Here is a 21,899-nt window from a genome sequence, read left to right on the forward strand (position 1 = left end):
GGATGCGGCGGCGCTCGTTCGGATACGCCGCCGCACCATGTTACCGCTCCAGCTTCGCCATCGATCCGGCCGTCTTCGCGGCGCGAACCATCTGCGTCAGCTCCATGCGATAGCCGAAATCGTCGGTGCCGCGCGAGGCGCCGACGATCTGGAGCACATCGTCATAGGTCATCGATCCACTATACTTTCCGCCGCGGAGCAGTTCGGCAAAGGCCGCCACCCCGGTCGCAAAGCGCGCATCTTGCGGCGCGTCGGCGAAGCGTGCGAATTCGACGCGGCGGTCGATCGGTGTCGAAATCAGCTGGCTGCGGTCCGATCTCGGCAGTTTGTAGCGAATTTTCACGAAGCCATATTCGCTCGCCGATGCCGCGGCCATGCGTGGGGCGGGCTTGCTGTAGCGCAGGTCGCCCATCGTGCGCGGCCCGCCGACGGGGACGATCTCGTAGATCGCGGTGACCGTCTGCCCCGACCCGACATCGCCTGCATCGACCTTGTCATTGTCGAAATCGTCGCGGTTCAGCATCCGCGTTTCATAGCCGATGAGCCGATATTCGGCGACGGTCGCTGGGTTGAACTCGACCTGGATTTTCACGTCCTTCGCGATCGGGAACAGGGTCGAGGAAGCTTCATCGACCAGCGTTTTGCGCGCTTCGCCGAGCGTGTCGATATAGGCGGCGGCACCATTGCCGTTCTGCGCCAGCGTCTGCATCAGCGCGTCGTTGTAATTGCCCATGCCGAAGCCGAGCACCGACAGGAATATGCCTTTGCCGCGCTCGCGCTCGATATAACCCTTCAGTTCGTTCTGGTCGGTGATGCCGACGTTGAAGTCGCCGTCGGTGGCGAGCACGACGCGGTTGACGCCGTTCGAGTCGAGATTGCGCCCGGCCAGCGCATAGGCCTGACGAATGCCCTCGGCGCCCGCAGTGCTGCCACCCGCGCCAAGCTGGTCGATCACCGCGAGGATCTTGTCCTTCTGGCTCGCCGGTGTCGGCTCGAGCGCCGTCCCCGCGCTGCCCGCATAGGTCACGATCGACACGCGGTCGTTGGGCCCCAACTGGTCGAGCAGCAGGCCGAGCGATTTCTTGACGAGCGGCAGCTTGTTCGGCGCATTCATCGATCCCGACGTGTCGATCAGGAAGACGAGGTTCGCGCGCGGCCGCGTCGCGCGCTCGATCGCATAGCCCTTGATGCCGATGCGAACGAGCTTGCGGCCCGCCGTGAACGGGCTGGGAAAGACGGCGACATTCGAGGAGAAGGGCTGCTGCGCGCTGCGCGGCGCGGCATAGTCATAGGGGAAATAGTTGATCAGCTCTTCGGTCCGCACCGCCGCCGGCTGCGGCAGGGCATTGTTGTTCAGCGATGCGCGAACGAAGGAATAGGACGCGGTATCGACATCGATCGAAAAGGTCGACACGGGCTCGTCCTGCGCGATCTTGAAAGCATTTTCCTGCGTCGAGGTGAATTTGTCGCGGCCGACATCCTGATAATAAGACATCATCCGGTCGGGAATCGGCGCGCGAATGGCGCTGCCCGTCACGACCATTTTCTGGACTTGCGCAGGCGGCGGCGGGGGCGATGCGACGCTTTCCGAACCGATCACGGAGACCGCCAACGGCGTGTCCATGGCGCGCGCGGCGACACGCTGTCCCGTGACGACGATGTCGGAAGAATCCGCTTCAAACTCGGCCTTCGGGGTCGTGGCCTCCGACGACGGCGATGCGATGTCGGGCGCGGCCGATTGCGAGCAGGCGGTGACGAGCGTGATCGACAGGCCTGCGGTAAGCGTCAGATAGAAACGGGACATGCTATGTCTCCCTGGCAACAGCGGCGCACAATCGCCCGCATGTCCCTGGGACGCCCCGGCGCGGGAAATCCTTGGCGGCGTGTTGAAAAAATTTTCCCGGAGCTTTGCGATCAATCGTCGGCTCCCGAATTTGCCGCGAGCTGTCGCCGGATTTCGTGCATCCGCCACGACACGGTTGCCTCGGCGATGCCAAGGATCAGCGCGGCTTCGGCGTGGGTGAGCTGTTGTCCGGCGACCAGCACGGCGGTGTCGCGAAGATCGGGTTTGAGCTTTGCGATGGCGCTTTCGATCCAGAGCGCGTCATAAAGGTCGCGCCCGTCGGGCTCTCGCGACAGCCCGACCATGACGCTCAGCCGCCCGGTGAAGCGCGTCAGTGCCGACCGCCGCCGGTGGAAATCGCGGCACGCATTATAGACGATGCTGCATAGCCATGTCGTGAATTTGGCATCGCCGCGGAAGGCGGAGAGCTTTTCCGCGAGAATGCAGCAGACGTCCTGCGCGATATCGTCGGCGTCGGCGCGCGATCCCGTCAGCTGCCACGCGAGCCCGTGGATGCGCTCATAGTGGCGCCGCAGCAGCGCAGCGAACGCGTCACGGTCACCGGCGATGGCCGCGGCGAGGATATCGGCTTCGTCGGCGTCGGCCATGCGTCAGCATCTGTCGGCGGACAGAAGGTCGCTCACCGGCCCAATTGATCCCCCGTGTCCTGCCATCAGGGCGGGTTGTGCCTCATTCGCCGCGCGAAGGCCATCGCTGACTTTGGCGGTGCGCGGCTATGCTTCGGCGTCGCGCTTATCGAGGTGGGGTGAGCCCAGCGACCATTCTTCGGCTTGAAAGGGATCGGCGGCGGGGCGTCCGAAATAATAGCCTTGCGCCTGTGGACAGCCCTCGTCGAGGAGCATCTGGCGCTGCTCTTGCGTCTCTACCCCTTCGGCGACGATCGGCATATTAAAGCTCCGGCCGAGGCCGATGATCGCCCGCACGATCGATCGCGCCGCCTCGTCGTCCGAGATCGAGGCGACGAAGCTTTTGTCGATCTTGATCTTGTCGAACGGGAAGGCCTTGAGATTGCTGAGCGACGAATAGCCGGTACCGAAATCGTCCATCGCGATCCGCACCCCAAGCGCGCGGATCTCGTGGAGCGCCTTCAGGGCGCTGTGCCGGTTGCGCAGAAAAGCGGTTTCGGTAATTTCGAGCTCGAGCCGATGCGCCTCGAGCCCCGATTGCGACAGCGCGTCGCGCACGACTGCGGGCAGGTTCGGCACCTGAAACTGGATCGTCGATACGTTGACCGCGACCGAAACATTCTTGGGCCAGGTCGCCGCCGCTCGGCAGGCTTCGCGGAGAACCCATTCGCCGATCGGAACGATCGCGCCGATTTCCTCGGCGACCGGGATGAAATCGTCGGGCGCGATCTCGCCGCGTTCGGGATGGTTCCAGCGGAGCAGGGCTTCATAGCCGATCACCGAGGCGAAGGCGGTCGCAACGAGCGGCTGGTACATGACATATAGCTGATCGCGGGCGATCGCGTGCCGCAGGTCATGCTCGAGCGCGCGGCGTTCCTGCGCGAGCTCGTCCATCTCCTGATCGAAGAAAGCCGCGTTGCCCCTGCCATTGTTCTTCGCGCGGTAGAGCGCGGTGTCGGCATTGCGCTGCAGTATTTCGGCATTGGTGCCGTCCTGCGGAAAGAGCGCGACGCCGATGCTGACCCCGACCGCCATCGGGTCGCGCGCGACGTCCATCTCGACCGCCAGCGTATCGAGGATACGCGCCGAGAGCCTGCGCGCGTCGTCCGGATCCGAAACGCCCGTCTGGATCACGAGGAATTCGTCGCCGCCGATGCGCGCGATGACGTCGTCGGCGCGCACCACTGACCGCAGGATGTCGGCGATCCGGCACAGGATCTGGTCGCCCGCACCATGGCCGTATAAGTCGTTCACCGCTTTGAACCGGTCGAGATCGAGCGCGAGCAGGGCAAAGGGTTTTTTCGCGCCGATCGCCGCATCGAGTGCCCGGCCGAAATGCGCGCGGTTCGACAGATCGGTCAGCGCGTCATGCGACGCAAGATGCTCGATCGCCCGCTGCGCGCGTTTCCGGTCCGACAGGTCGCGGATCGCGAGAACCTGACAGCTGCGACCGCGATATTCGATCGTCTGGGTCGCGATTTCTAGAATATGATCGTCATCGGTGCTGCTGCGAATGCGCGCTTCGGCGGAATGGCCGTCGGGCGCCTCGAACGTGCCGCCGTCGCTGGCGACGAACCAGTCCGACGGGGTGCTGCCGACGATCGCGCCGCTACTGACGCCGAGCAGGATACAAAGCCGTGCGTTAACTTCGACGATGCGCCCGTCATAAGTGATCGCCAGCGCCTCGAGCGTCGCATCGGCGAGGCCGTGTGCGTCGGTGAGCCAGCGGTCGACGAGCGAGCCGGTGAGCGCCAGCGCGACCAGCGCGACATTGGCAATCACGATTGCCGGAACGAGCCAGTCGCCGCTGCTTCCCGTGCCTAGGGCGGTGCCGCGCGTCGGATCGGGGACGAGAGTCGTGGCCGACATCGCGGTGAAATGCATGACGACGATGGCCAGCACGGCGAACCCCGCGGGCAGTGCGATCTTCGTCCAACCCTTCGTTCTCGCAAATGTAAGGAAGGCGGCAAAAAAGCACAGCCCCGACAGCAGCAGCGAAACGAAGATCGGCACCCAGTCATAGGTTACGCGGGCCGGCGCGATGATCGATGCCATACCGGTGAAATGCATCGCCGCGACGCCGGTAGCTGCGCCAGCCGCTGCAATCGCACAGCGCTCCGCGCTTGGCGCCTTGCCGAGCAATCGAAAGCTGCCCCAGAAAAAGCCTATCGCGATCGCGACCGACAGGATGGTCAGCCCGACGTCGAAACGGATCGGCATCGCCCCACGATAGGCGAGCATCGCGACAAAATGCGTCGCCCACACCCCGACTCCCTCGGCAACCGCCGCGACGATAAGCCAGTGGCGTCGGCGCGCATCGACGCAGTGCGTCGAGCGGTTTAGCACGACAAAAAGGCTGATGTTCCCGAGGATACAGACCAGTGCGGCAATCAGGACAAATCGCAGATCGTGCTGATAAACGACGCACTCGAGGACGCTGAACATGCATGCTCTCCCTGGTCCCCGTCGCTCTTTTGCCTTTCAATTCTAAAGATTGCCTTATTGCGCGACCGCAGCTTGGTCGGGGTCGCGGGTGCCGGAGCCGCCGCGAACGCGGGACCGGATGCCGCAAAATCCCAAAAATCCTTGATGCGCCTATCTCTTCACGATAATAACTTAGCTATCTAAGTATAATTGACGTGCGTAGGGCGTTCGGGGTGAGCGTCGATCGAGTCCGGAGATTTGGCGTGGAGGACGGGATTTTGCGCGGGATGACCATGCGGCGCCCGCGCACGCTTTATGACAAAATCTGGGACGCGCATGCAGTCGCCGAAGATGATGGCGAGACTTTGCTCTATATCGATCTGCACTTACTCCACGAGGTGACCTCGCCGCAGGCCTTTGCGGGATTGGTCGCTGCGGGGCGGGGAGTGCGGCGCCCCGAGCGGGCGCTGGCGCTCTCCGATCATAATGTGCCGACCGTCGGACAGGCGGCCGGACCCGCCGGTGTCGCGGATCCCGAGGCGCGGGCGCAGCTCGAGGCGCTTGCCGGTAATACGCGTCGTTTCGGGATCGAGAATTTCGCGATGGGCGATCCGCGCGGCGGGATCGTCCATGTTGTCGGCCCCGAGCAAGGACGGTCGCAGCCCGGGATGACGATCGTCTGCGGCGACAGCCACACCTCCACACACGGCGCCTTTGGCGCGCTCGCGTTCGGGATCGGCACGTCGGAGGTCGAGCATGTGCTTGCGACACAGACGATCCGCCAGCGCCGGTCGCGGAATATGCGTGTGATGATCGATGGCGTGCTTTCGCCGCATGTTCATGCGAAGGATCTCGCGCTGCACCTGCTCAGCGTGATCGGCGTCGACGGGGCGGGCGGACACGTAATCGAATACGCCGGCGAAGCCGTCCGCGCGCTGTCGATGGAGGCGCGGATGACGCTGTGCAACCTCAGCATCGAAATGGGTGCGCGCGCGGGGCTGGTTGCGCCCGATGCGACGACGCTCGCCTATCTGGAGGGGCGGCCGGCGGTACCGACGGGGCCGGATTGGAATGCGGCCGGCATGCGCTGGCGGACGCTGGCGAGCGACGACGAAGCAGTATTCGACCGCGAGGTGCGGGTCGACGCGCGTGAAGTGCGGCCGATGGTGAGTTGGGGCACGAACCCGTCGCAAGTCGTCGCGGTCGACGGACTGGTTCCAGATCCGGTCGTGCTGAAAAGTGCCGAAGCACGTGGAACTGCTGAGCGCGCGCTTGCCTATATGGACCTGGCACCGGGTACGCCGATTGCCGGGCTGCGGCTCGACCGCGTGTTTATCGGGAGCTGCACGAACAGCCGGATCGAGGATTTGCGCGTTGTTGCGGGCGTCGTGCGTGGTCGCCGCGTCGCGCCGCATGTTCTTGCGATGGTCGTTCCGGGGTCGGGTCTCGTCAAAAGGCAGGCCGAGGAAGAGGGGATCGATCGCGTTCTGCGCGATGCCGGGTTCGACTGGCGCGAACCTGGCTGTTCGATGTGTGTGGGCATGAACGCCGATCGGTTGCAACCGGGCGAACGCTGCGCCGCGACGTCGAACCGCAATTTCGAGAACAGGCAGGGGCGCGGCGGCCGCACCCACCTGATGAGCCCTGCGCTGGCGGCGGCGAGCGCGATTGCAGGGCGCATCGAGTCGCCTGAAATGCTCGCCTAGAGCGCCGCCTCGAACCGGTCGATCGCGTCGGCATGGCGCAGTGTGCGGGCAATGTCGTCGAGTCCTTCCAGCAGGATACGGCGATCGCCACCATCGATGTCGAAATCGATCCTTTCGCCCGATGCAAGCCGGATCTGTTGTGCCTCCAGATCGACTTCGATCGGCGCATATTGTGCGAGCGCTATCTCATCGCGCAGTCGCGCGCATGTTTTGCCCGGCAAGCGGACCAGCAACAGGCCATTCTTGCGTGCATTGCCCGCGAAGATATCGCCGAAGCTCGGTGCGATGACGCAGCGGATACCGAAGTCGGCCAGCGCCCACACCGCATGCTCGCGCGACGAACCGCAACCGAAATTGCGGTCGGCGATCAGAATTTGGGCGCGGTGGCAGGACGGCTTGTTGAGGATGAATTCGCCGCGCTCGCTGCCGTCCTCGGCGAAGCGCAGCTCGCGGAACAGATGCTCGCCGAGGCCCGTCCGGGTAAGCGCCTTCATATATTGCGCCGGGATGATCATGTCGGTGTCGACATTGGCGAGCGGCAGGGGCGCCGCAACCGCATTCAACCGGATAAATTTCTGCACACCGCCTCCATTAACTTAGTATTCTAAGTAAATGGTCAGGGCGATGTTGTCCAACATTATCGCGGGGTTGGAACGGCGATGCGACGCAAGATGGCGATGAAGATAGTTGCCGCGCGAATCTTCGCGTCCTAAGGTTCGCAATCGCGCGGGTCGGCGCTGGGCGCCGGGGACCGCGACAGGGGAGCAGGATTTGGCAAAGAAACCACAGGATTATCGGCATCCGGCCGAATATTATACCGATCCTGAAAACAGCATCGGCTATCTGGCGCGCGTCGTCTTTCGTTCCTTTTCGCGGCTGCTCGAACGTCGCACGCTGACGCACGACGTCTCGGCGGGGCAGTGGCGGTTCCTCCGTCAGCTGTGGCGCGAGGATGGCATCACCCAGCGTGAACTCAGCGAACGCGTGGGCATGCGCGAGCCGACGACGGTCGTTGCGCTGAAGGGGTTGGAAAAGGCCGGGCTGATCACGCGCAAGAAGACGACCGACGATCGGCGCAAGACCTTCATCCATCTGACCCCGCATGCCAAGAAGCTCGAACTGATTCTCGCGCCGATGAACGCCGAGATTCACGAAATCGCGACCAAGGGTATGACCGACGAGGAGGTCGAGACGCTCCAGGGTTTGATGCGCCGCGTCATCGACAATCTCGGCGACGAAACGCGCAAGCTGGCGGTGCTTTCCGACATCAAGGCCTGACCGCTTGCAATTGATCCGGCATCCGGACAATAGGTTAGTATACTAACCATATTGTCTGGGAGGATGAATGACCCGCATCGCAATTATCGTCGGAAGCACCCGCGAGGGGTCTTTTAACCGCGCCTTGGGCGAACTCGCTGCGACCAGCCTGGAGGCCCAGGGCGCGAGCGTGACACGGATCGACCTCGCTGCCTTCGATCTGCCACTCTATTCGGCAGCGTTGGAGGCGGGTGCATTTCCGCCTGATGCGCTCAAGCTCAAGGCGCTGTTCGCGGCGCAGGACGGGCTGCTCTTCGTCTCGCCCGAATATAATGGCTCGCTCTCGCCGCTGCTCAAAAATGCGATCGACTGGGCGTCGCGGCCGACCGGGGACGAGAGCCTCGTCGCGCTCTCCGCCTATCGCGGCAAGGTGGCTGCGATCATGTCGGCATCGATCAGCCCGTTCGGCGGGCTCCGCGGGTTGATGCACCTTCGCCAGATATTGTCGACGATCCAGATGCTGGTGATTCCCGAGCAGGTCGTGGTGCCGAACGCGCATGCGGCGTTTGCCGAGGATGGCAGTTTGAAGGAGGCGTTACCGGCATCGCTCGTCGAGATGACGGCGGGACGGCTGATCGCCGTCGCGAAGGCGCTGGCGGTTTAGGCGCCGCGCCGCCGTGGGGCCGCGACGTCACGGGCGATATTGTCGCCCCAGTCGGCTTCCAGCGCCGCGAGCAGCGCGTCGAATTTGTCCTGGCCGAGCACCGCGGCGATTTGCGCGGTGAGTTCGTCCATCGAGCGCTGCGCATCCTTGCGCATCCGCGCGCCGAGATCGGTCAGCGAGACGATCATGTGGCGGCGGTCGGCGGGGTCGACCTCGAGTTGAACGATACCCAGCTTCACCATCTGGTTAATCGTGCTGTGGATCGCCTGCCGCGACACGCCGAGGTTGCGCGCGATGTCCGACGGGCGCACGACGCCGCTGACGATATTGGTCATCACCATCGATTGCGGGCGATTGACGTCGGGCCAGCCATGGTCGTGAAGCCGCGCCTGCAGCCCTTCGTCGAGCCAGCAGAAGCGCTGAAAAAGGGCGATGATAAGCTGGTTTGTGCGCATATGACGCCGTGATTAGCCCCTGTTGCCCGCGGAGTGCCGACGTCGCCACGCTAGAAGAGCAGGGCGAGCGAAGCAAGGCAGAGCGCCGTTGCAATCGCAAAATACTTAGCATACTATCTATATAACGATAAGGGAGAGAAGGTCGCATGGACGGGTTGATGCAGAATGTGCCGCTGACGGTCGACCGGATCATTGACCATGCAGCGCACTGGCACGGCGCGCGCGAGATCGTGTCGCGCGATGCCGAGGGGCGCGTTACCCGTTCTACCTATGCCGACGTTCACGCCGATGCAAAGCGCGTGTCGAACGCGCTCGCCGCCGAAGGGATCAAGCGCGGCGACCGCGTCGCAACGATGGCCTGGAACGGTACGCGCCACCTCGCCGCTTGGTATGGCGCGGCGGGGATGGGGGCGGTGCTGCACACGCTCAACCCGCGGCTCTTCCTCGAACAGATCGCCTATATCGCGAACCACGCGGGCGACCGGCTGCTGATCGCCGATCCGGCAACCGCCGACCTTGTCGAGGAACTGCTGCCGCAGGTGCCGTCGATCGAGAAGGTGATCTTCCTCTGCGACCGCGCCTCGCTGCCAAAGACCAGCTTTCCGGCGGTCGCTTTCGATGACTGGATCGCCGGCCACTCCGCCGAATATGATTGGGGTGACTTCGATGAGAACGCCGCGTGCGGTCTCTGCTATACCAGCGGCACGACAGGCAATCCCAAGGGCGTGCTATACTCGCACCGCTCCAATTACATCCACGCGCTGATGACGCTGCAGCGCGACGCGCTCGCGCTGTCGGCGCGCGACACCGTGTTGCTCGTCGTGCCGATGTATCACGCGAACGCGTGGGGCGTGGTCTATTCGGCGCCCGCGGTCGGCGCGAAACTCGTGCTGCCGGGGCAGCGGATGGACGGCGAGTCCATCTATAATCTGATCGAGGAGGAGGGCGTCACCTATTCGGCCGCCGTGCCAACAGTGTGGCAGATGTTATTGCAATATATGCAGGAAAACGGAAAGCGCTTCACGACGTTGCAGCGCGTCACGATCGGCGGTTCGGCGTGTCCGGCATCGATCATCCGCACCTTCCGCGACGATTATGGCGTCGATGTTATTCAGGGCTGGGGCATGACCGAAACCTCGCCTCTGGGAACTGTATCGGTTCCGAACGCGTCGGTCGCGGCGATGTCGGAGCCCGGGCAGATGGCGTACAAGCTGAAGCAAGGCCGCCTGCTCTGCGGGCTCGAAATGAAGCTCGTCGACGATGCGGGCAATCGTCTGCCGCATGACGGCAAGACGCCGGGGCGGCTGATGGTCAAGGGGCCGACGATTGCGGGCGCCTATTATGGCGGCGAGGGCGGCGATGTGCTCGACGACGAGGGCTTTTTCGACACCGGCGACGTCAGCACGATCGACGCCGAAGGCTATATGCAGATCACCGACCGCGCCAAGGATGTCGTGAAGTCGGGCGGCGAGTGGATCAGCTCGATCGAGATCGAGAATATCGCGATGGGGCATGATGCGGTCGCCAATGCTGCCGTCGTCGGCGTCGCGCATCCCAAGTGGGACGAGCGGCCGATCCTTTTGTGCCAGCTCAGGGACGGCGCCGATGCCTGCGCCGACGATCTCAAGGCGTATCTCGATGGCAAGATCGCGCGCTGGTGGATGCCCGATGATGTGCTGTTCGTCGAGGAGATCCCGCTGGGGCCGACAGGCAAGATCGACAAGAAGGCGATCCGCGCCGGGCTGGAGGGCTATAAATTGCCCTTCGAAGTTACCCGCTGAACAATAATCGATAATCAGGAGAGACGATGATGGACCCGAACGGGATCGAGGGACTGGACGCGCAATTTATCGGGCGTGTGTCGCCAACCGCGCCGCGCATTCAGGCGGGCGGGCATCCGTGTCAGGGGATTTACTGGACCGAAAGCGGCAAACGGCCGAAGGTGGCGATCATCGCGACCCATTATAATGTCGATTTCGCCGAACATTATATCGCCCCCTATTTCGCACGGCAGGGCTTCGGCTTCCTTGGTTGGAACACGCGCTATCGGGGGTTCGAGGACCAGTTCCTGCTTGAGCATGCCGTGCTCGATATCGGCGTCGGGATGAAATGGCTGAAGGAAGAAGCCGGGGTCGAGCAGATCGTCATCCTCGGCAATTCGGGCGGTGGCTCGTTGATGGGCGCCTATCAGGCCGAGGCGATCGCGCCGACGCTGACCGATCGGCTGCCGTCCGTAGGGCAGGATGCGCTGGCGCAGCTCATCAAGGGCGATCTCTACATCAGCTTCAACGCGCATCAGGGCCGGCCCGAGGTGCTCACCGACTGGATGGATGCATCGGTGATCGACGAGAATGATCCGACGCTGACCGACCCCGAACTCGACCCGTTCAACCCCGACAATGGCCCGCCCTATTCGGACGAATTCATCGCAAAATATCGCGCGGGCCAACGGGCGCGCAACCAGCGCATCACCGACTGGGCGAAGGCCGAACTGGCGCGGCTCAACGCGGCGGGTATCCCCGACCGTATCTTCCCGATGTTCCGCTGCTGGGGCGATATACGCTGCGTCGATCCGGCGATCGACCCGTCGGACCGCAAGCCCAACTGGTGCTATCGCGGCGACCCCGCGACCGCGAACCGCACGCCCAGCATCGGGCGCGCCAATACGCTGAAGACCTGGCTCAATATGTGGAGCCTCGAAACCTCGCCGTGCCAGGGGCAGCCGCACCTCGCCAAGCATGACACACCCGCGCTGGTCGTTCAGGGGCTCGCCGATACCGGCGTCTTTCCGAGCGATGCGCGCAAGATTTTCGACTTCCTCGGCTCGACCGACAAGAAACTCGAACTGATCCCCGGCGCGCATTATTTCGAGGATTCGATTGCCGAGCGGCAAAATGCGGCCGATCTTGTCGGCGCGTGGATCCGGGAGAAGCTGTGACGTGACGGCCGACGCCGACATCGTGGAAGAATTGCGTGCCGCCGGGCTGGTCGGCGAGGGCGATGTCGTCCTCGAGCCGCTAACCGGCGGCGTGTCGTGCGACGTGTGGAAGGTAGAGACAGCGTCAGGGCCGATCGTCGTCAAACGTCCGCTCGAACAGTTACGCGTCGCGGCCGAATGGCACGCGCCGGTCGAACGCGGGCAAAGCGAAGTGCGCTGGCTTCGCCGCGCGCGCAGGGTCGATCCGCGCATCGTTCCCGAGGTGCTAGCCGAATTGCCGACGGGTCACGCCTTTGCAATGCGCTTCCTGCCCGGATGTCCGGTTTGGAAGGACGAGCTGGTTGCAGGCCGCGTCGATATCAATTTCGCCGGTGCTGTGGGGCGGGGCATCGCCGCGGTCCATGCCGCGACCGCGAACAATGCGGCCGACCGCGACGCCTTTCCGAATGACGAGATGTTCCGGGCGCTGCGCGTCGACCCATTCCTGTTGCATGTCGCGCGGAAGGACACCGAGCTGGCGCCGGCGCTGAACGCGCTCGCTGCCGACCTGATGTCGCGCAAGATCGCGCTCGTCCACGGCGACGTCAGCCCCAAGAATATCCTCGTGAGCGCCAACGGACCGGTGTTCCTCGATGCCGAGTGTGCCGTATACGGCGATCCCGCGTTCGACCTCGCTTTCTGCACGACGCACTTGCTGCTCAAGGCCGTGTGGCTCGCCGATCATTGGCTGACGCACGCGGCCGATATGCTCGTCGATACCTATCGAGCGGGAATCAGCTGGGAAGACGCCGACGGACTGCTGCTCCGCGCGGGCGAACTCACCGCGGCGCTGCTGCTCGCCCGGGTCGAAGGCAAGTCGCCCGCACCTTATCTGACCAATCCCGAACATAAGCGCATCGTGCGCGATCAGGCGCGCGCGCTGGTCTTGGCGCCCCAGCCTCTCGACACGCTCGTGACCCACTGGAAAAGGACTTTTGCATGACTTCGCGTATCGCCTCCGTCACCGGCCGTCAGATCTGGGATTCGCGCGGCCGGCCCACCGTCGAGGCGGAGGTCGTGCTGGAATCGGGCGCCGTCGGACGTGCTATCGCTCCGGCTGGTGCGTCGCGTGGGGCGCATGAGGCGATCGATCTGCGCGACGGGGGGCGGGCGTTCGGTGGCTTTGGCGTCAATCGCGCGGTCGCCGGGATCGGATCGGAAATCGCCGGAGCGATTGGCGGCATGGATGCGCGCGAGCAGGTCGCGGTCGACGCCGCGCTCTGCGCGCTCGACGGTACGCTGAACAAGGCGCGGCTGGGTGCCAATGCCGTGGTCGCGGTGTCGATGGCGGTACTTCACGCCGCCGCGGCCGATGCGCGCGAGCCGTTGTGGCGCTATCTCGCTGAGGGAAGAAAGGTTCGTATCCCTTTACCGGAAATACAGATTTTCGGCGGCGGGGCGCATGCCGGGCGGCGCACTGACGTGCAGGATTTCATGGTGATGTGCCCGAACGCGGGCAGCTTTCGTCGCGCGCTCGAGATCACCGACGATGTCTATCGCGCGGCGGGGAAGCTTATGGAGGCGAAGGGGCCGATGTCGGGAGTCGCCGACGAAGGCGGCTGGTGGCCGAATTTCGCGTCGAACGAGGATGCGCTGGATATGCTGACCAAGGCGATCGAGGCGAGCGGACACCGTGCGGGCGAGGATGTCTTCATCTCGCTCGATATCGCGGCGAACGAGCTGGGCGATGCTGATGGTTATAATCTCTCGCTCGACGACGGGCGCCTGTCGGGCGAGGAAATGGCCGCGCGCATCGTCGAATGGGCAAGACGTTATCCGATCCTGTCGATCGAGGATCCCGCGGGGCAGGACGATTGGACGACGATGGCAGCGGTAACGGCGGCGATCGGTGAGCGCGTCCAGATCATCGGCGACGATGTGCTCGTCACCAACGCGGCGAGGGTCGAACGCGCGGGCGATGCCGCAGTGTGCAACGCCGCCCTGATCAAGGTCAATCAGGTGGGCACCGTGACCGAAGCCAAGGCCGCGCTCGATGCCGCGGTCGCGCGCGGTTGGGGCGCGATCGTCTCGGCGCGCTCGGGCGAGAGCGAGGATGTCACCATCGCGCATCTGGCGACGGGCTGGAACGCCGGGCAGTTGAAGGTCGGCAGCTTCACGCGGTCGGAACGTATGGCGAAGTGGAACGAGATGCTGCGGATCGAAGAAGCGATGGGCGCAGACGCGGTTTTTGCGGGCTTCTCGGCCTTTGCAGGATCGATCGGGGCCGTCCACGCATGATCGTGCTCCATGCCCGCCCAAGCCCCGGTTTCCGCGACGCAGTCGAGGCGATCTTTGGGGCGGGCGTCGTGACGCATGTCGATGAAGCCGCGCCGCTCGATGAGGTTGCGGGCGAGATCACCGCGCTGCTGCACGTCCTCACGCCGGTCACGCCCGAATTCATCGCCTCGGCGCCGAAATTGAAGCTGATCCAGAAACTCGGCGTCGGCGTGAATACCATCGCGCTGGATGCGGCGCGCGACCACGGCGTTGCTGTTTGCAACATGCCGGGCACGAACAGCCAAGCGGTCGCCGAAATGGCGCTGTCGTTGATGATGGCGGTGCTGCGCCGTACCTGCTTCTTCGACGCGCGGACGCGCGCCGGCGAGGGGTGGACCGCCGATCCGTCCGAACTCGACAGCGTCGGCGAAGTGTGCGAGCGCACGGTGGGCCTCGTCGGTTTCGGCAACTCGGCACAACTGCTCGCACCGGTGCTCGCGGCGCTCGGGGCGAAAGTGATCTATACGGCGCGAAATCGCCGCGACGGTCCTTATGAATATCGGTCATTCAACGACTTGATGGCCGAAGCCGATATTGTTTCACTGCATATGCCGCTCACCGACGAAACGCGCGCGAGCGTCGATCCGTTCGCGATGAAGAAGGGCGCTGTGCTGGTGAACACCGCGCGCGGCGAACTCGTCGATCAGGCGCGGCTGGTCGAGGCGCTGATCACGGGCCATTTGCGCGGCGCAGGGCTCGATGTGTTTGCGGAGGAGCCGCTGTCTCGTGGCAATCCGCTTCTTGGGCTTCCTAACGCAGTTCTCGCGCCGCATATCGCGTGGCTGACACCCGAAACGCTCGTGCGCAGCCTTACCGTTGCGCATGAAAATTGCCGCCGTCTGCTGGCGGGCGAAACCCTTCTTCATCAGGTGATCTAATGTCGCTCCCTATTGTTCTGATAACCGGTCAGCTTTTGACGAGCGCTGTGTGGCAACCGCTGATCGATGCATGGGGCGGCCGCGAGGTAATCGTCGCCGATAACCGCAGCGACGACACGATTGCGGATTTCGCACAGCGCCTGCTCGACAACGCCCCGCCGAAATTCGCCCTTATCGCCCACGCCATGGGCGGCTTCATCGCCTTTGAGGTCATGCGCCGTGCCCCCGAGCGCGTCGCGAAGCTGGCTTTGATCTCGACGCTCGCCTCGGCCGACGGTCCGGCGCAGACCGCGCGGCGGCAGGGCTATATCGACCTTGTCGAGAGCGGCAATTTCGATCAGGTCGTCGAAGAACGCATCCCGATCCTCTTCCCCGAAGAAAAACGCAGCGATGAGCGGCTGCTCGGCATCGCCCGCCAGATGGCGGCGGATACCGGCGCAGAGACCTTCCTCGCGCAACAACGTGCGATCATGGCGCGGATCGACAGTCGTCCGCGGCTCGGCGAGATCGCGGTGCCGACGCTGCTCGTGTGGGGCGAAAAGGACGGCATCACCAGCCGTGCGCACCATGAGGAGATACTGGAAGCGATCCCGGGCGCACGGCTCGAGGTAATCGCCGGGGCAGGGCATCTGCCGACCGTCGAGGCGCCCGAAGCGGTTGTGCCGCTGCTGGACGCCTTCATCGACGAATAGGCTTACTTCAACTCCGCCCGCACCAGCGCTGTCCCATCGACCATGGCTTTCAGCTTCGCCTGGCTATGTTCGCGACTGTGGTATTTCATCCCGCAGTCGGGCGCGATCCACAGCCGTTCGGCATCGACATAGCGCAAGGCCTCGCGAATGCGTCCGGCGACGACTTCGGGCGTCTCCACCTCGGGGATCGACAGGTCTAGCACGCCGTACATGATCGTCTTGGTCGGAAGCTCGGCGAGGATCGCGGGATCGAGCCCCGGCTGCGCCGCCTCGATCGAGATGACGTCGATCGCTGACGCCTCGAGTTCGGCAAGGAAGTCATAGGCCTTGGGCTTCGGCCCCGTCGCGCCCGCGCCATGATGCACCATCGCATAGCCGAAGCAGATGTGCAGCGCCGTGGTGCCATCGACGCCGTCGAGCGCGCGGTTGATCGCCTCGATCGCATAGCTGTTCGCTTCGGCGGCCCGCGCCTGCAGATAGGGTTCGTCGAGCTGGACGACGTCGACGCCCGCTGCGAACAGATCCTTGACCTCGGCATTGACCGCATCGGCATAATCCATCGCGAGCGCGCGCAGGTCAGGATAATAACCATTCTCGGCCTGCTGCGTCATCGTGAACGGGCCGGGCAGGGTGAGCTTCACCGGCTTCGTCGAGTGGCGGCGGAGGAAGGCAGCGTCCTGTGCCTCGATCGGCGCGACGCGGCGGATCGGCCCCGAGACGAGCGGTACCGGGTTCGCGTTTCCGGTGCGGTCGATCGCGGTGCCATGCTTTTCGCGGTCGATGCCCGACAGTGCGGTCGCGAGCCGGTTCGAATAGCTTTCACGGCGCATCTCGCCGTCGCCGACGATGTCGATGCCCAGTTCCTCCTGATCGCGGATCGCCATCAAGGTGGCCGCTTCCTGCGCCTCGGCGAGCCAGGGTTCGGGGATGCGCCACAGCGTCTCGGCGCGCACGCGCGGGGGCAGGCTGGCCTTCAGCCGTTCGCGGTCGATCAGCCAGTCAGGCTGGGGGTAGCTTCCGACGATGGTTGTCGGCAGGATGGGGTGGTCGAACAAGGCCATTCCTCTCGATTTTTAGGCTGGCCAAACATTTGCTTAGTATTCTATCTAATTCAAGTCGAAACGACGGTTGGGAGAGCAAAATGATCGATCTGGAGGCCATCCGGACGCTGGCGGATATTCCGGCGGCGCAGGCACGGGTACGGGGGCAGGCGACCGCGGTGAAGTTCGGGGTGCGCGAGACCAGTTTCGCGGAGCTCGATGCGCGTTCGAACCGCGTCGCGCATGCGCTGATCGCATCGGGCGTTGCGCCCGGCGACCGCGTCTCAGCGCTGACCAAGAACCACGACAGCTGGTATCCGCTTTTCTTCGGCACGGCACGCGCGCGCGCCTGTTTCGCGCCGATCAACTGCCGCCTCGCGCCCGCCGAAATCGGCTTCATCTTGGGTGATGCCGGGCCGAAGCTGTTGTTCGTCGGCGAAGACTTCTTCGACTGCGCGCTCGCCGCGGTGGCCGATCTGGCCGCGCCGCCGCGCCTGATCGCGCTCTATGGCGAACATCCTTCGTTCGAGCCTTTCGAGGCGTGGCTCGGCGCGGCGTCCGACGCCCCGCTCACCGATCCGCCGCAACTCACCGACGATGTGCTCCAGCTCTATACCAGCGGGACGACCGGGCTGCCCAAGGGCGTCGTGCTCACCAACGCCAATTACCGCACCTTCCTCGAGGCGGCGACCGAGGTCGACGGCTTTGCCTATGGCGCGGACGAGACGGTGATGATCGTCATGCCGTTATTCCACGTCGCGGGCACGAACGTCAGCTTCTCGGGCCTCGCGCAGGGCGGACGCCTCGTGCTCGTCAAGGATTTCACCGCGGCCGACGCGGTGCGCATGATGCGCGAGGAGGATGTCGCGCATGCGTTCCTTGCGCCTGCAATGATCCAGATGATGCTGCTTCAGCCCGATGCGAACAGCGGCACCTATCCGGCGCTCAAGTCGATCGCTTATGGCGCGTCGCCGATCGCCGAGGATGTGCTGCGCCGCGCGCGCAGGGCCTTCGGCTGCGATTTCGTGCAATTTTACGGCATGACCGAGTCCGCCGGCGGCGGTTCGTACCTGTCGCCGAGCGCGCATGATCTGCCGGGCAAGCTGACCTCGTGCGGCAAGCCCTGGCCGGGCGCCGCGATGGCAATCCTCGACGGCGAAGGCCGCGAGCTTCGCGAGGGCGAGATCGGCGAGATCGCAATCCGCGGCGGTATCGTGATGAAGGGTTATTGGAACCGCGAAAAAGCGACCGAAGAGACGCTTGCGGGAGGCTGGCTGCACACCGGCGACGTCGGATACCGCGATGCCGACGGCTTTTATTATGTCCACGACCGCATCAAGGACATGATCGTGTCGGGCGGCGAAAATGTCTATCCGGCCGAGGTCGAGAGCGCGATCATGGGCTGTCCCGGCGTCGCCGACGTCGCGGTGATCGGGGTGCCTGACGAGAAATGGGGCGAGGGGGTGAAGGCGCTGATCGTGCCCGCCGCGGGCGCGACGCTGGACCCCGCCGATATCATCGGCTGGGCGCGCGCACGGATTGCGGCGTACAAGGTCCCGAAGAGCATTGAGTTTATCGAGGCGCTGCCGCGCAATCCCTCGGGCAAGGTGCTGCGCCGCGAACTCCGCGCGCCCTATTGGGAGGGGCGCGACCGAGCAGTGGGGTAGGAGGCAAGGCCGCTCGCCGGGATAGCGGGGTTGAGTGAGGCCAAACGCCTCGATCGCGTTAAGGCCATAAAAGCCCCGCAGGGCGGGCGCATCGAACTGTGTCCTTTGAGGCCCCTTCGACAAGCTCAGGACAGGCTTAAGGCGAAAAAAGATACGGATGCGCGCGTCGCAAATGTCTCCTTTGTCGCTTTAGGCGAGGTTGCTGAAGCCGACTATTTCAAAGAGCGGGCTTGAGGCTGGCATAGCGCGACAATGTAGGACAGCGGTATTTTGGTGATGTCGATTTTGGGGTGGTGAGCAGCCACCCCTAAGTCCGTTCGTGTCGAGCGAAGTCGAGACACCCATCGGTGCAAAGTCCGGCCCGAGGGGCATCTCGACTTCGCTCGATGCGAACGGGTTAGGTAGCGGAGCGGCCGCAATCGGTCGTGAGAAGACATCTGGGTAGCCCAAAAAAGAACCCGGCCGAAGCCGGGTCCAGGAGGAGTTCCCAATGGGTAATATGATTGGGAATTTCTATTCGGCGGGCACCGGCGTCCGGCCAGTGATGAAGCCCTCGCGCTTGGTGCCGTCGGCCTGCACGGGATCGTGCGCGACGTCGCTTTCGTCGAAGGTCTTGGTCCACGCCGCAAATTCGAGGCAAACGCCGTCGGGGTCGAAGAAATAGACCGAGCGGACGAAGACGCCGGGGTGGAGCTCGTCGGTCGACTGCATCGGGCTGTCGTCGTGGTTCAGTATCTTGCTGACGTTGATGCCCTTCTCCACGAGGCGATTGTAATATTCGTCGAACTTGTCGGCGCGGACGTTGATCGCGATATGGTTCATCGACCCGTGTGCCGAGACGAAGCTGCCCTGCGTTGGCAGCGCGGCGGGGGCCGAGATGCCTGGAACCGCTTCGGGCGCCTCGGGGAACCAGAAGAAGGCGAGGCTGTCGCCATTGCCGATGTCGAAGAAGAAATGCTGGCCGCGTCCGCCGGGCAGGTCGATCGTCTTGGTGAGGGGCATGCCGAGAATGTCGCGGTAGAATTCGACCGTTTTCGCCATATCCTTGCACACGAGTGCGAGGTGATTGACGCCGAGAAACTCGAATTCGCTATTTGCTGCAGCCATGATCCATCTCCTTATGTCTTCAGTTCGAAAGCGCGCTGCGGCGGCTTTTCATCCGCTCGTACCAGCGCCCGACATGGGTGAAGGCGGGATCGATCGGCTGACCGACCGACACGCCGAAATCGAGGAAAGCGAAGAGCAGCAGGTCGGCGAGCGACAATGTGTCGCCGGCGATGAACTCGCGGTCCGCGATCAGCGGATCGAGCCACTTCACCCCGTCCTGTGCGACGGCCTTCAACCCCGCCGCAGCTTCGGGCAGGCAGCGCATGCGCGGCTCGAACAGCGGCAGACCTTCGGCATAACGGAAGCCATTGGTCAGCGGCTCGCAGATCTTGATGTCGACGCGGCGCGTCCACATGCGCGTCTTCGCGCGTTCTTCGGCAGTCGTGCCGATCAGCGACGGTTCGGGGAAGCGTTCCTCGAGATATTCGCAGATCGCGGTGATTTCGCAAAGGAAGCTGCCGTCGTCGAGTTCGAGCGCCGGGGTCTGGCCCGCCTGATTGACGTTGGTGCAATAGGGCGCGCGCCGATTTTCGCCACCGCGCAGGTCGATGCTGACCTCGGGAATTTCGATACCCTTTTCGGTCATGAACATCTTCACGACACGCGGGTTGGGGCCGATGGAGTTATAGAATTTCATGCCCATCCTCTTCCTTGAGTCTCTTCTAGCATCAAAAGCTCTAATCGTCAATTAAGTTGACGGTTAATGTGGCTTCATTCCGGGGCGCGGCCAGCGCACGCGGTACAGCGTGCCGGTGGTCGATGCTGTGATATAGGCGTCGCGCCGGTCGGGACCGCCGAAGGCGATGTTGGTGATCCCGACGTCGGGCAGCGACACGAACTCCGAACCGCCGGCTGGGTCGAAAATCGTGATGCCGCCCTTGACCATCGTACCGACGCAGATACGTCCGCTTTCCTCGATCGCCATGCTGTCGAGCAGGCGAAAGGCGGGCGGCGTTCCGACGAAGCGGCCGGGCGCCCAGGGTGGCGGCGGCGCGAGCTCGCCGGGCGCGACGATGTCCATCGCCCACACGCGCGCGGTCATCGTCTCGCTGACGTAGAGTGTCTCGCCGTCGGGCGAGAGGCCGATGCCGTTCGGTCCCATCATATCGGCGCGCTGGCGGCTGATCGTCGACCCGTCGGCGGCGGCATAATAAACTGCGCCATGGTCGCGGCCGGTGTCGCGCACCTGACCATGATCGGTGAACCAGAAGCCGCCCGCAGCGTCGAACACGATATCGTTCGGTCCCTTGAGCCGCTCGCCTTCGAAACTGTCGTATAGCGTCGTCACCGCCCCGCTGGTTAGGTCGACTCGCTGGATCGAGCCGCAGGCGTCCGCGTTTGCCGCGTGGCCGGGAAACAGCAGGCTGCCTGCCTCGATCCACTCGAACCCGCCGTTGTTGCAGATATAGGCGGCGCCATCGGGCCCGATTGCAAGGCCGTTCGGACCGCCGCCAAGCTCGGCGACCACCGATAGACTGCCGTCGGGCGCGACGCGCGTCAGCGTCCCGCGCGCGATCTCCACGAGCAGCACCGACCCGTCCGCCATCGGAACCGGGCCTTCGGGGAAACGAAGGCCCGTCGCGACGACTTCTGGCGGGCCGTAGCCGTTCATCCGTTCGCAGGTCTCGGCGCGCTGAGGAAGTCGGCGGCGCTGAAGCCTTCGGGCGCGGCGATCTCGACGATCGGATCTTCGCGCGCATCATATTCCATGCGTAGCGCGCGGGTGATCACGGCATGCATGTCATAGAGGCAGGTGATGTAGGTGAATTCGAAAATCTGCTCGTCGTTCCAGAAGGTCTTGAGCTTGTCGAACACCTCGAGCGGCACGCGACCGCTCGCCTGCGCGAGGCAGTCGGCATAGGCGAGCACGGTGCGCTCCTGCTCGTCATAGCAATCGGCGACCTGCCAGTGCGCAATCGCCGCGATCTTCTCCTCGCTGACGCCAAGGCCGCGGAGCGACTTGCAATGCTGCGAAAAGACGAACTGGCTGCCCTTGACCCAGCCCGCGCGCGTTTGGCCGAGTTCGCGCAGCACCGGATCGATCGTGCGCGCGGGGTTGCGGTACACGGCGAAACCCTTGACCGCATGCTCGAAGATGTCGGGCGACAGCGCGAACACCGTCCACCAGTCGCCCGGCGTGCCCGTCGCGGTGCCGGGTTCGGCGACGGGATCGCGGTCGCCGAACAGGCGGTTGTAATAGGCGAGGACGGTTTCGTCGGTGACTTCCGAGCGGGGAACCTGGCGCAGGACGGGCATGGGATACTC

General features: G+C 64.1%; 21 protein-coding genes. 11 read left to right on the top strand and 10 right to left on the bottom strand.

What is annotated here, in order from left to right:
* Positions 1–40 precede the first annotated feature (40 nt).
* The 3 genes from GGC65_RS22425 to GGC65_RS22435 form a co-directional block, all read right to left on the bottom strand.
* Positions 41–1,804, bottom strand: coding sequence for a vWA domain-containing protein (locus tag GGC65_RS22425; RefSeq protein ID WP_192649180.1), 1,764 nt, complete (start codon positions 1,802–1,804; stop codon positions 41–43).
* Positions 1,805–1,914: 110 nt separating this feature from the next.
* Entirely contained in the window at positions 1,915–2,451 is a 537-nt protein-coding gene (locus tag GGC65_RS22430; protein ID WP_192649181.1) for an RNA polymerase sigma factor, read from the bottom strand.
* Between the two features lie 126 nt (positions 2,452–2,577).
* The gene (locus GGC65_RS22435) at positions 2,578–4,935 is read right to left on the bottom strand and encodes an EAL domain-containing protein (RefSeq protein WP_192649182.1); all 2,358 of its coding nucleotides are present in this window, start codon (positions 4,933–4,935) and stop codon (positions 2,578–2,580) included.
* A gap of 272 nt (positions 4,936–5,207) precedes the next feature.
* On the opposite strand from GGC65_RS22435, the gene leuC reads away from it, so the two are divergent.
* Positions 5,208–6,620, top strand: coding sequence for a 3-isopropylmalate dehydratase large subunit (leuC, locus tag GGC65_RS22440; protein WP_192649688.1), 1,413 nt, complete (start codon positions 5,208–5,210; stop codon positions 6,618–6,620).
* Here the strand turns inward: leuC and leuD are convergent.
* On the bottom strand, positions 6,617–7,201 hold the full coding sequence (leuD, locus tag GGC65_RS22445) for a 3-isopropylmalate dehydratase small subunit (RefSeq protein WP_192649183.1): 585 nt from the start codon (positions 7,199–7,201) through the stop codon (positions 6,617–6,619). The two genes, leuC and leuD, sit on opposite strands and share 4 nt — an antisense overlap.
* Before the next feature lie 190 nt (positions 7,202–7,391).
* Here leuD and GGC65_RS22450 point away from each other — a divergent pair, with 190 nt between their 5' ends.
* The gene (locus GGC65_RS22450; RefSeq protein ID WP_192649184.1) at positions 7,392–7,898 is read left to right on the top strand and encodes a MarR family winged helix-turn-helix transcriptional regulator; all 507 of its coding nucleotides are present in this window, start codon (positions 7,392–7,394) and stop codon (positions 7,896–7,898) included.
* Positions 7,899–7,965: 67 nt separating this feature from the next.
* On the top strand, positions 7,966–8,541 hold the full coding sequence (locus tag GGC65_RS22455) for an NADPH-dependent FMN reductase (RefSeq protein WP_192649185.1): 576 nt from the start codon (positions 7,966–7,968) through the stop codon (positions 8,539–8,541).
* On the opposite strand, the gene GGC65_RS22460 is transcribed toward GGC65_RS22455, so the two are convergent.
* Positions 8,538–8,996: a MarR family winged helix-turn-helix transcriptional regulator gene (locus tag GGC65_RS22460; protein ID WP_192649186.1), complete on the bottom strand. Its 459-nt coding sequence runs from the start codon at positions 8,994–8,996 to the stop codon at positions 8,538–8,540. The genes GGC65_RS22455 and GGC65_RS22460 overlap by 4 nt on opposite strands.
* A gap of 146 nt (positions 8,997–9,142) precedes the next feature.
* Between GGC65_RS22460 and GGC65_RS22465 the strand changes: the two genes are divergently transcribed.
* From GGC65_RS22465 to GGC65_RS22490, 6 genes are read left to right on the top strand one after another with little or no spacing between them, the layout of a single operon-like run.
* Positions 9,143–10,777, top strand: coding sequence for a long-chain-fatty-acid--CoA ligase (locus GGC65_RS22465; protein ID WP_192649187.1), 1,635 nt, complete (start codon positions 9,143–9,145; stop codon positions 10,775–10,777).
* A 26-nt stretch (positions 10,778–10,803) separates the two neighbouring features.
* Positions 10,804–11,934, top strand: a complete 1,131-nt coding sequence (locus GGC65_RS22470) for an alpha/beta hydrolase family protein (protein WP_225940964.1) — start codon at positions 10,804–10,806, stop codon at positions 11,932–11,934.
* A 1-nt stretch (position 11,935) separates the two neighbouring features.
* Positions 11,936–12,916 (top strand): aminoglycoside phosphotransferase family protein, encoded by a 981-nt coding sequence (locus GGC65_RS22475; protein WP_318780223.1) that lies wholly within the window; start codon positions 11,936–11,938, stop codon positions 12,914–12,916.
* Entirely contained in the window at positions 12,913–14,211 is a 1,299-nt protein-coding gene (gene eno, locus GGC65_RS22480) for a phosphopyruvate hydratase (protein WP_192649189.1), read from the top strand. Before GGC65_RS22475 ends, eno begins: the two co-directional genes overlap by 4 nt.
* Positions 14,208–15,128, top strand: coding sequence for an NAD(P)-dependent oxidoreductase (locus GGC65_RS22485; protein WP_192649190.1), 921 nt, complete (start codon positions 14,208–14,210; stop codon positions 15,126–15,128). The genes eno and GGC65_RS22485 overlap by 4 nt, the downstream gene beginning before the upstream one ends.
* On the top strand, positions 15,128–15,820 hold the full coding sequence (locus tag GGC65_RS22490; RefSeq protein ID WP_318780224.1) for an alpha/beta fold hydrolase: 693 nt from the start codon (positions 15,128–15,130) through the stop codon (positions 15,818–15,820). The genes GGC65_RS22485 and GGC65_RS22490 overlap by 1 nt, the downstream gene beginning before the upstream one ends.
* Positions 15,821–15,822: 2 nt before the next feature.
* Here the strand turns inward: GGC65_RS22490 and GGC65_RS22495 are convergent, their stop codons facing one another.
* Entirely contained in the window at positions 15,823–16,881 is a 1,059-nt protein-coding gene (locus tag GGC65_RS22495; RefSeq protein ID WP_192649192.1) for a cobalamin-independent methionine synthase II family protein, read from the bottom strand.
* Positions 16,882–16,961: 80 nt separating this feature from the next.
* Here GGC65_RS22495 and GGC65_RS22500 point away from each other — a divergent pair, with 80 nt between their 5' ends.
* On the top strand, positions 16,962–18,527 hold the full coding sequence (locus GGC65_RS22500; protein ID WP_192649193.1) for a long-chain-fatty-acid--CoA ligase: 1,566 nt from the start codon (positions 16,962–16,964) through the stop codon (positions 18,525–18,527).
* A 30-nt stretch (positions 18,528–18,557) separates the two neighbouring features.
* On the top strand, positions 18,558–18,761 hold the full coding sequence (locus GGC65_RS22505; protein ID WP_192649194.1) for a hypothetical protein: 204 nt from the start codon (positions 18,558–18,560) through the stop codon (positions 18,759–18,761).
* Positions 18,762–19,040: 279 nt separating this feature from the next.
* On the opposite strand, the gene GGC65_RS22510 is transcribed toward GGC65_RS22505, so the two are convergent.
* The 4 genes from GGC65_RS22510 to GGC65_RS22525 all read right to left on the bottom strand — a co-directional run bounded on the left by GGC65_RS22510 (position 19,041) and on the right by GGC65_RS22525 (position 21,890).
* Complete coding sequence (locus GGC65_RS22510; protein ID WP_192649195.1) at positions 19,041–19,634, bottom strand: VOC family protein; 594 nt, start codon at positions 19,632–19,634, stop codon at positions 19,041–19,043.
* 19 nt (positions 19,635–19,653) lie between these two features.
* Positions 19,654–20,271, bottom strand: a complete 618-nt coding sequence (locus GGC65_RS22515; protein ID WP_192649196.1) for a glutathione S-transferase family protein — start codon at positions 20,269–20,271, stop codon at positions 19,654–19,656.
* A gap of 63 nt (positions 20,272–20,334) precedes the next feature.
* Positions 20,335–21,246: an SMP-30/gluconolactonase/LRE family protein gene (locus tag GGC65_RS22520; RefSeq protein ID WP_192649197.1), complete on the bottom strand. Its 912-nt coding sequence runs from the start codon at positions 21,244–21,246 to the stop codon at positions 20,335–20,337.
* Positions 21,243–21,890, bottom strand: coding sequence for a carboxymuconolactone decarboxylase family protein (locus GGC65_RS22525; RefSeq protein ID WP_192649198.1), 648 nt, complete (start codon positions 21,888–21,890; stop codon positions 21,243–21,245). Before GGC65_RS22525 ends, GGC65_RS22520 begins: the two co-directional genes overlap by 4 nt.
* Positions 21,891–21,899: the final 9 nt, after the last annotated feature.

Source organism: Sphingopyxis sp. OAS728 (assembly GCF_014873485.1).
Classification (GTDB): Bacteria; Pseudomonadota; Alphaproteobacteria; order Sphingomonadales; family Sphingomonadaceae; genus Sphingopyxis.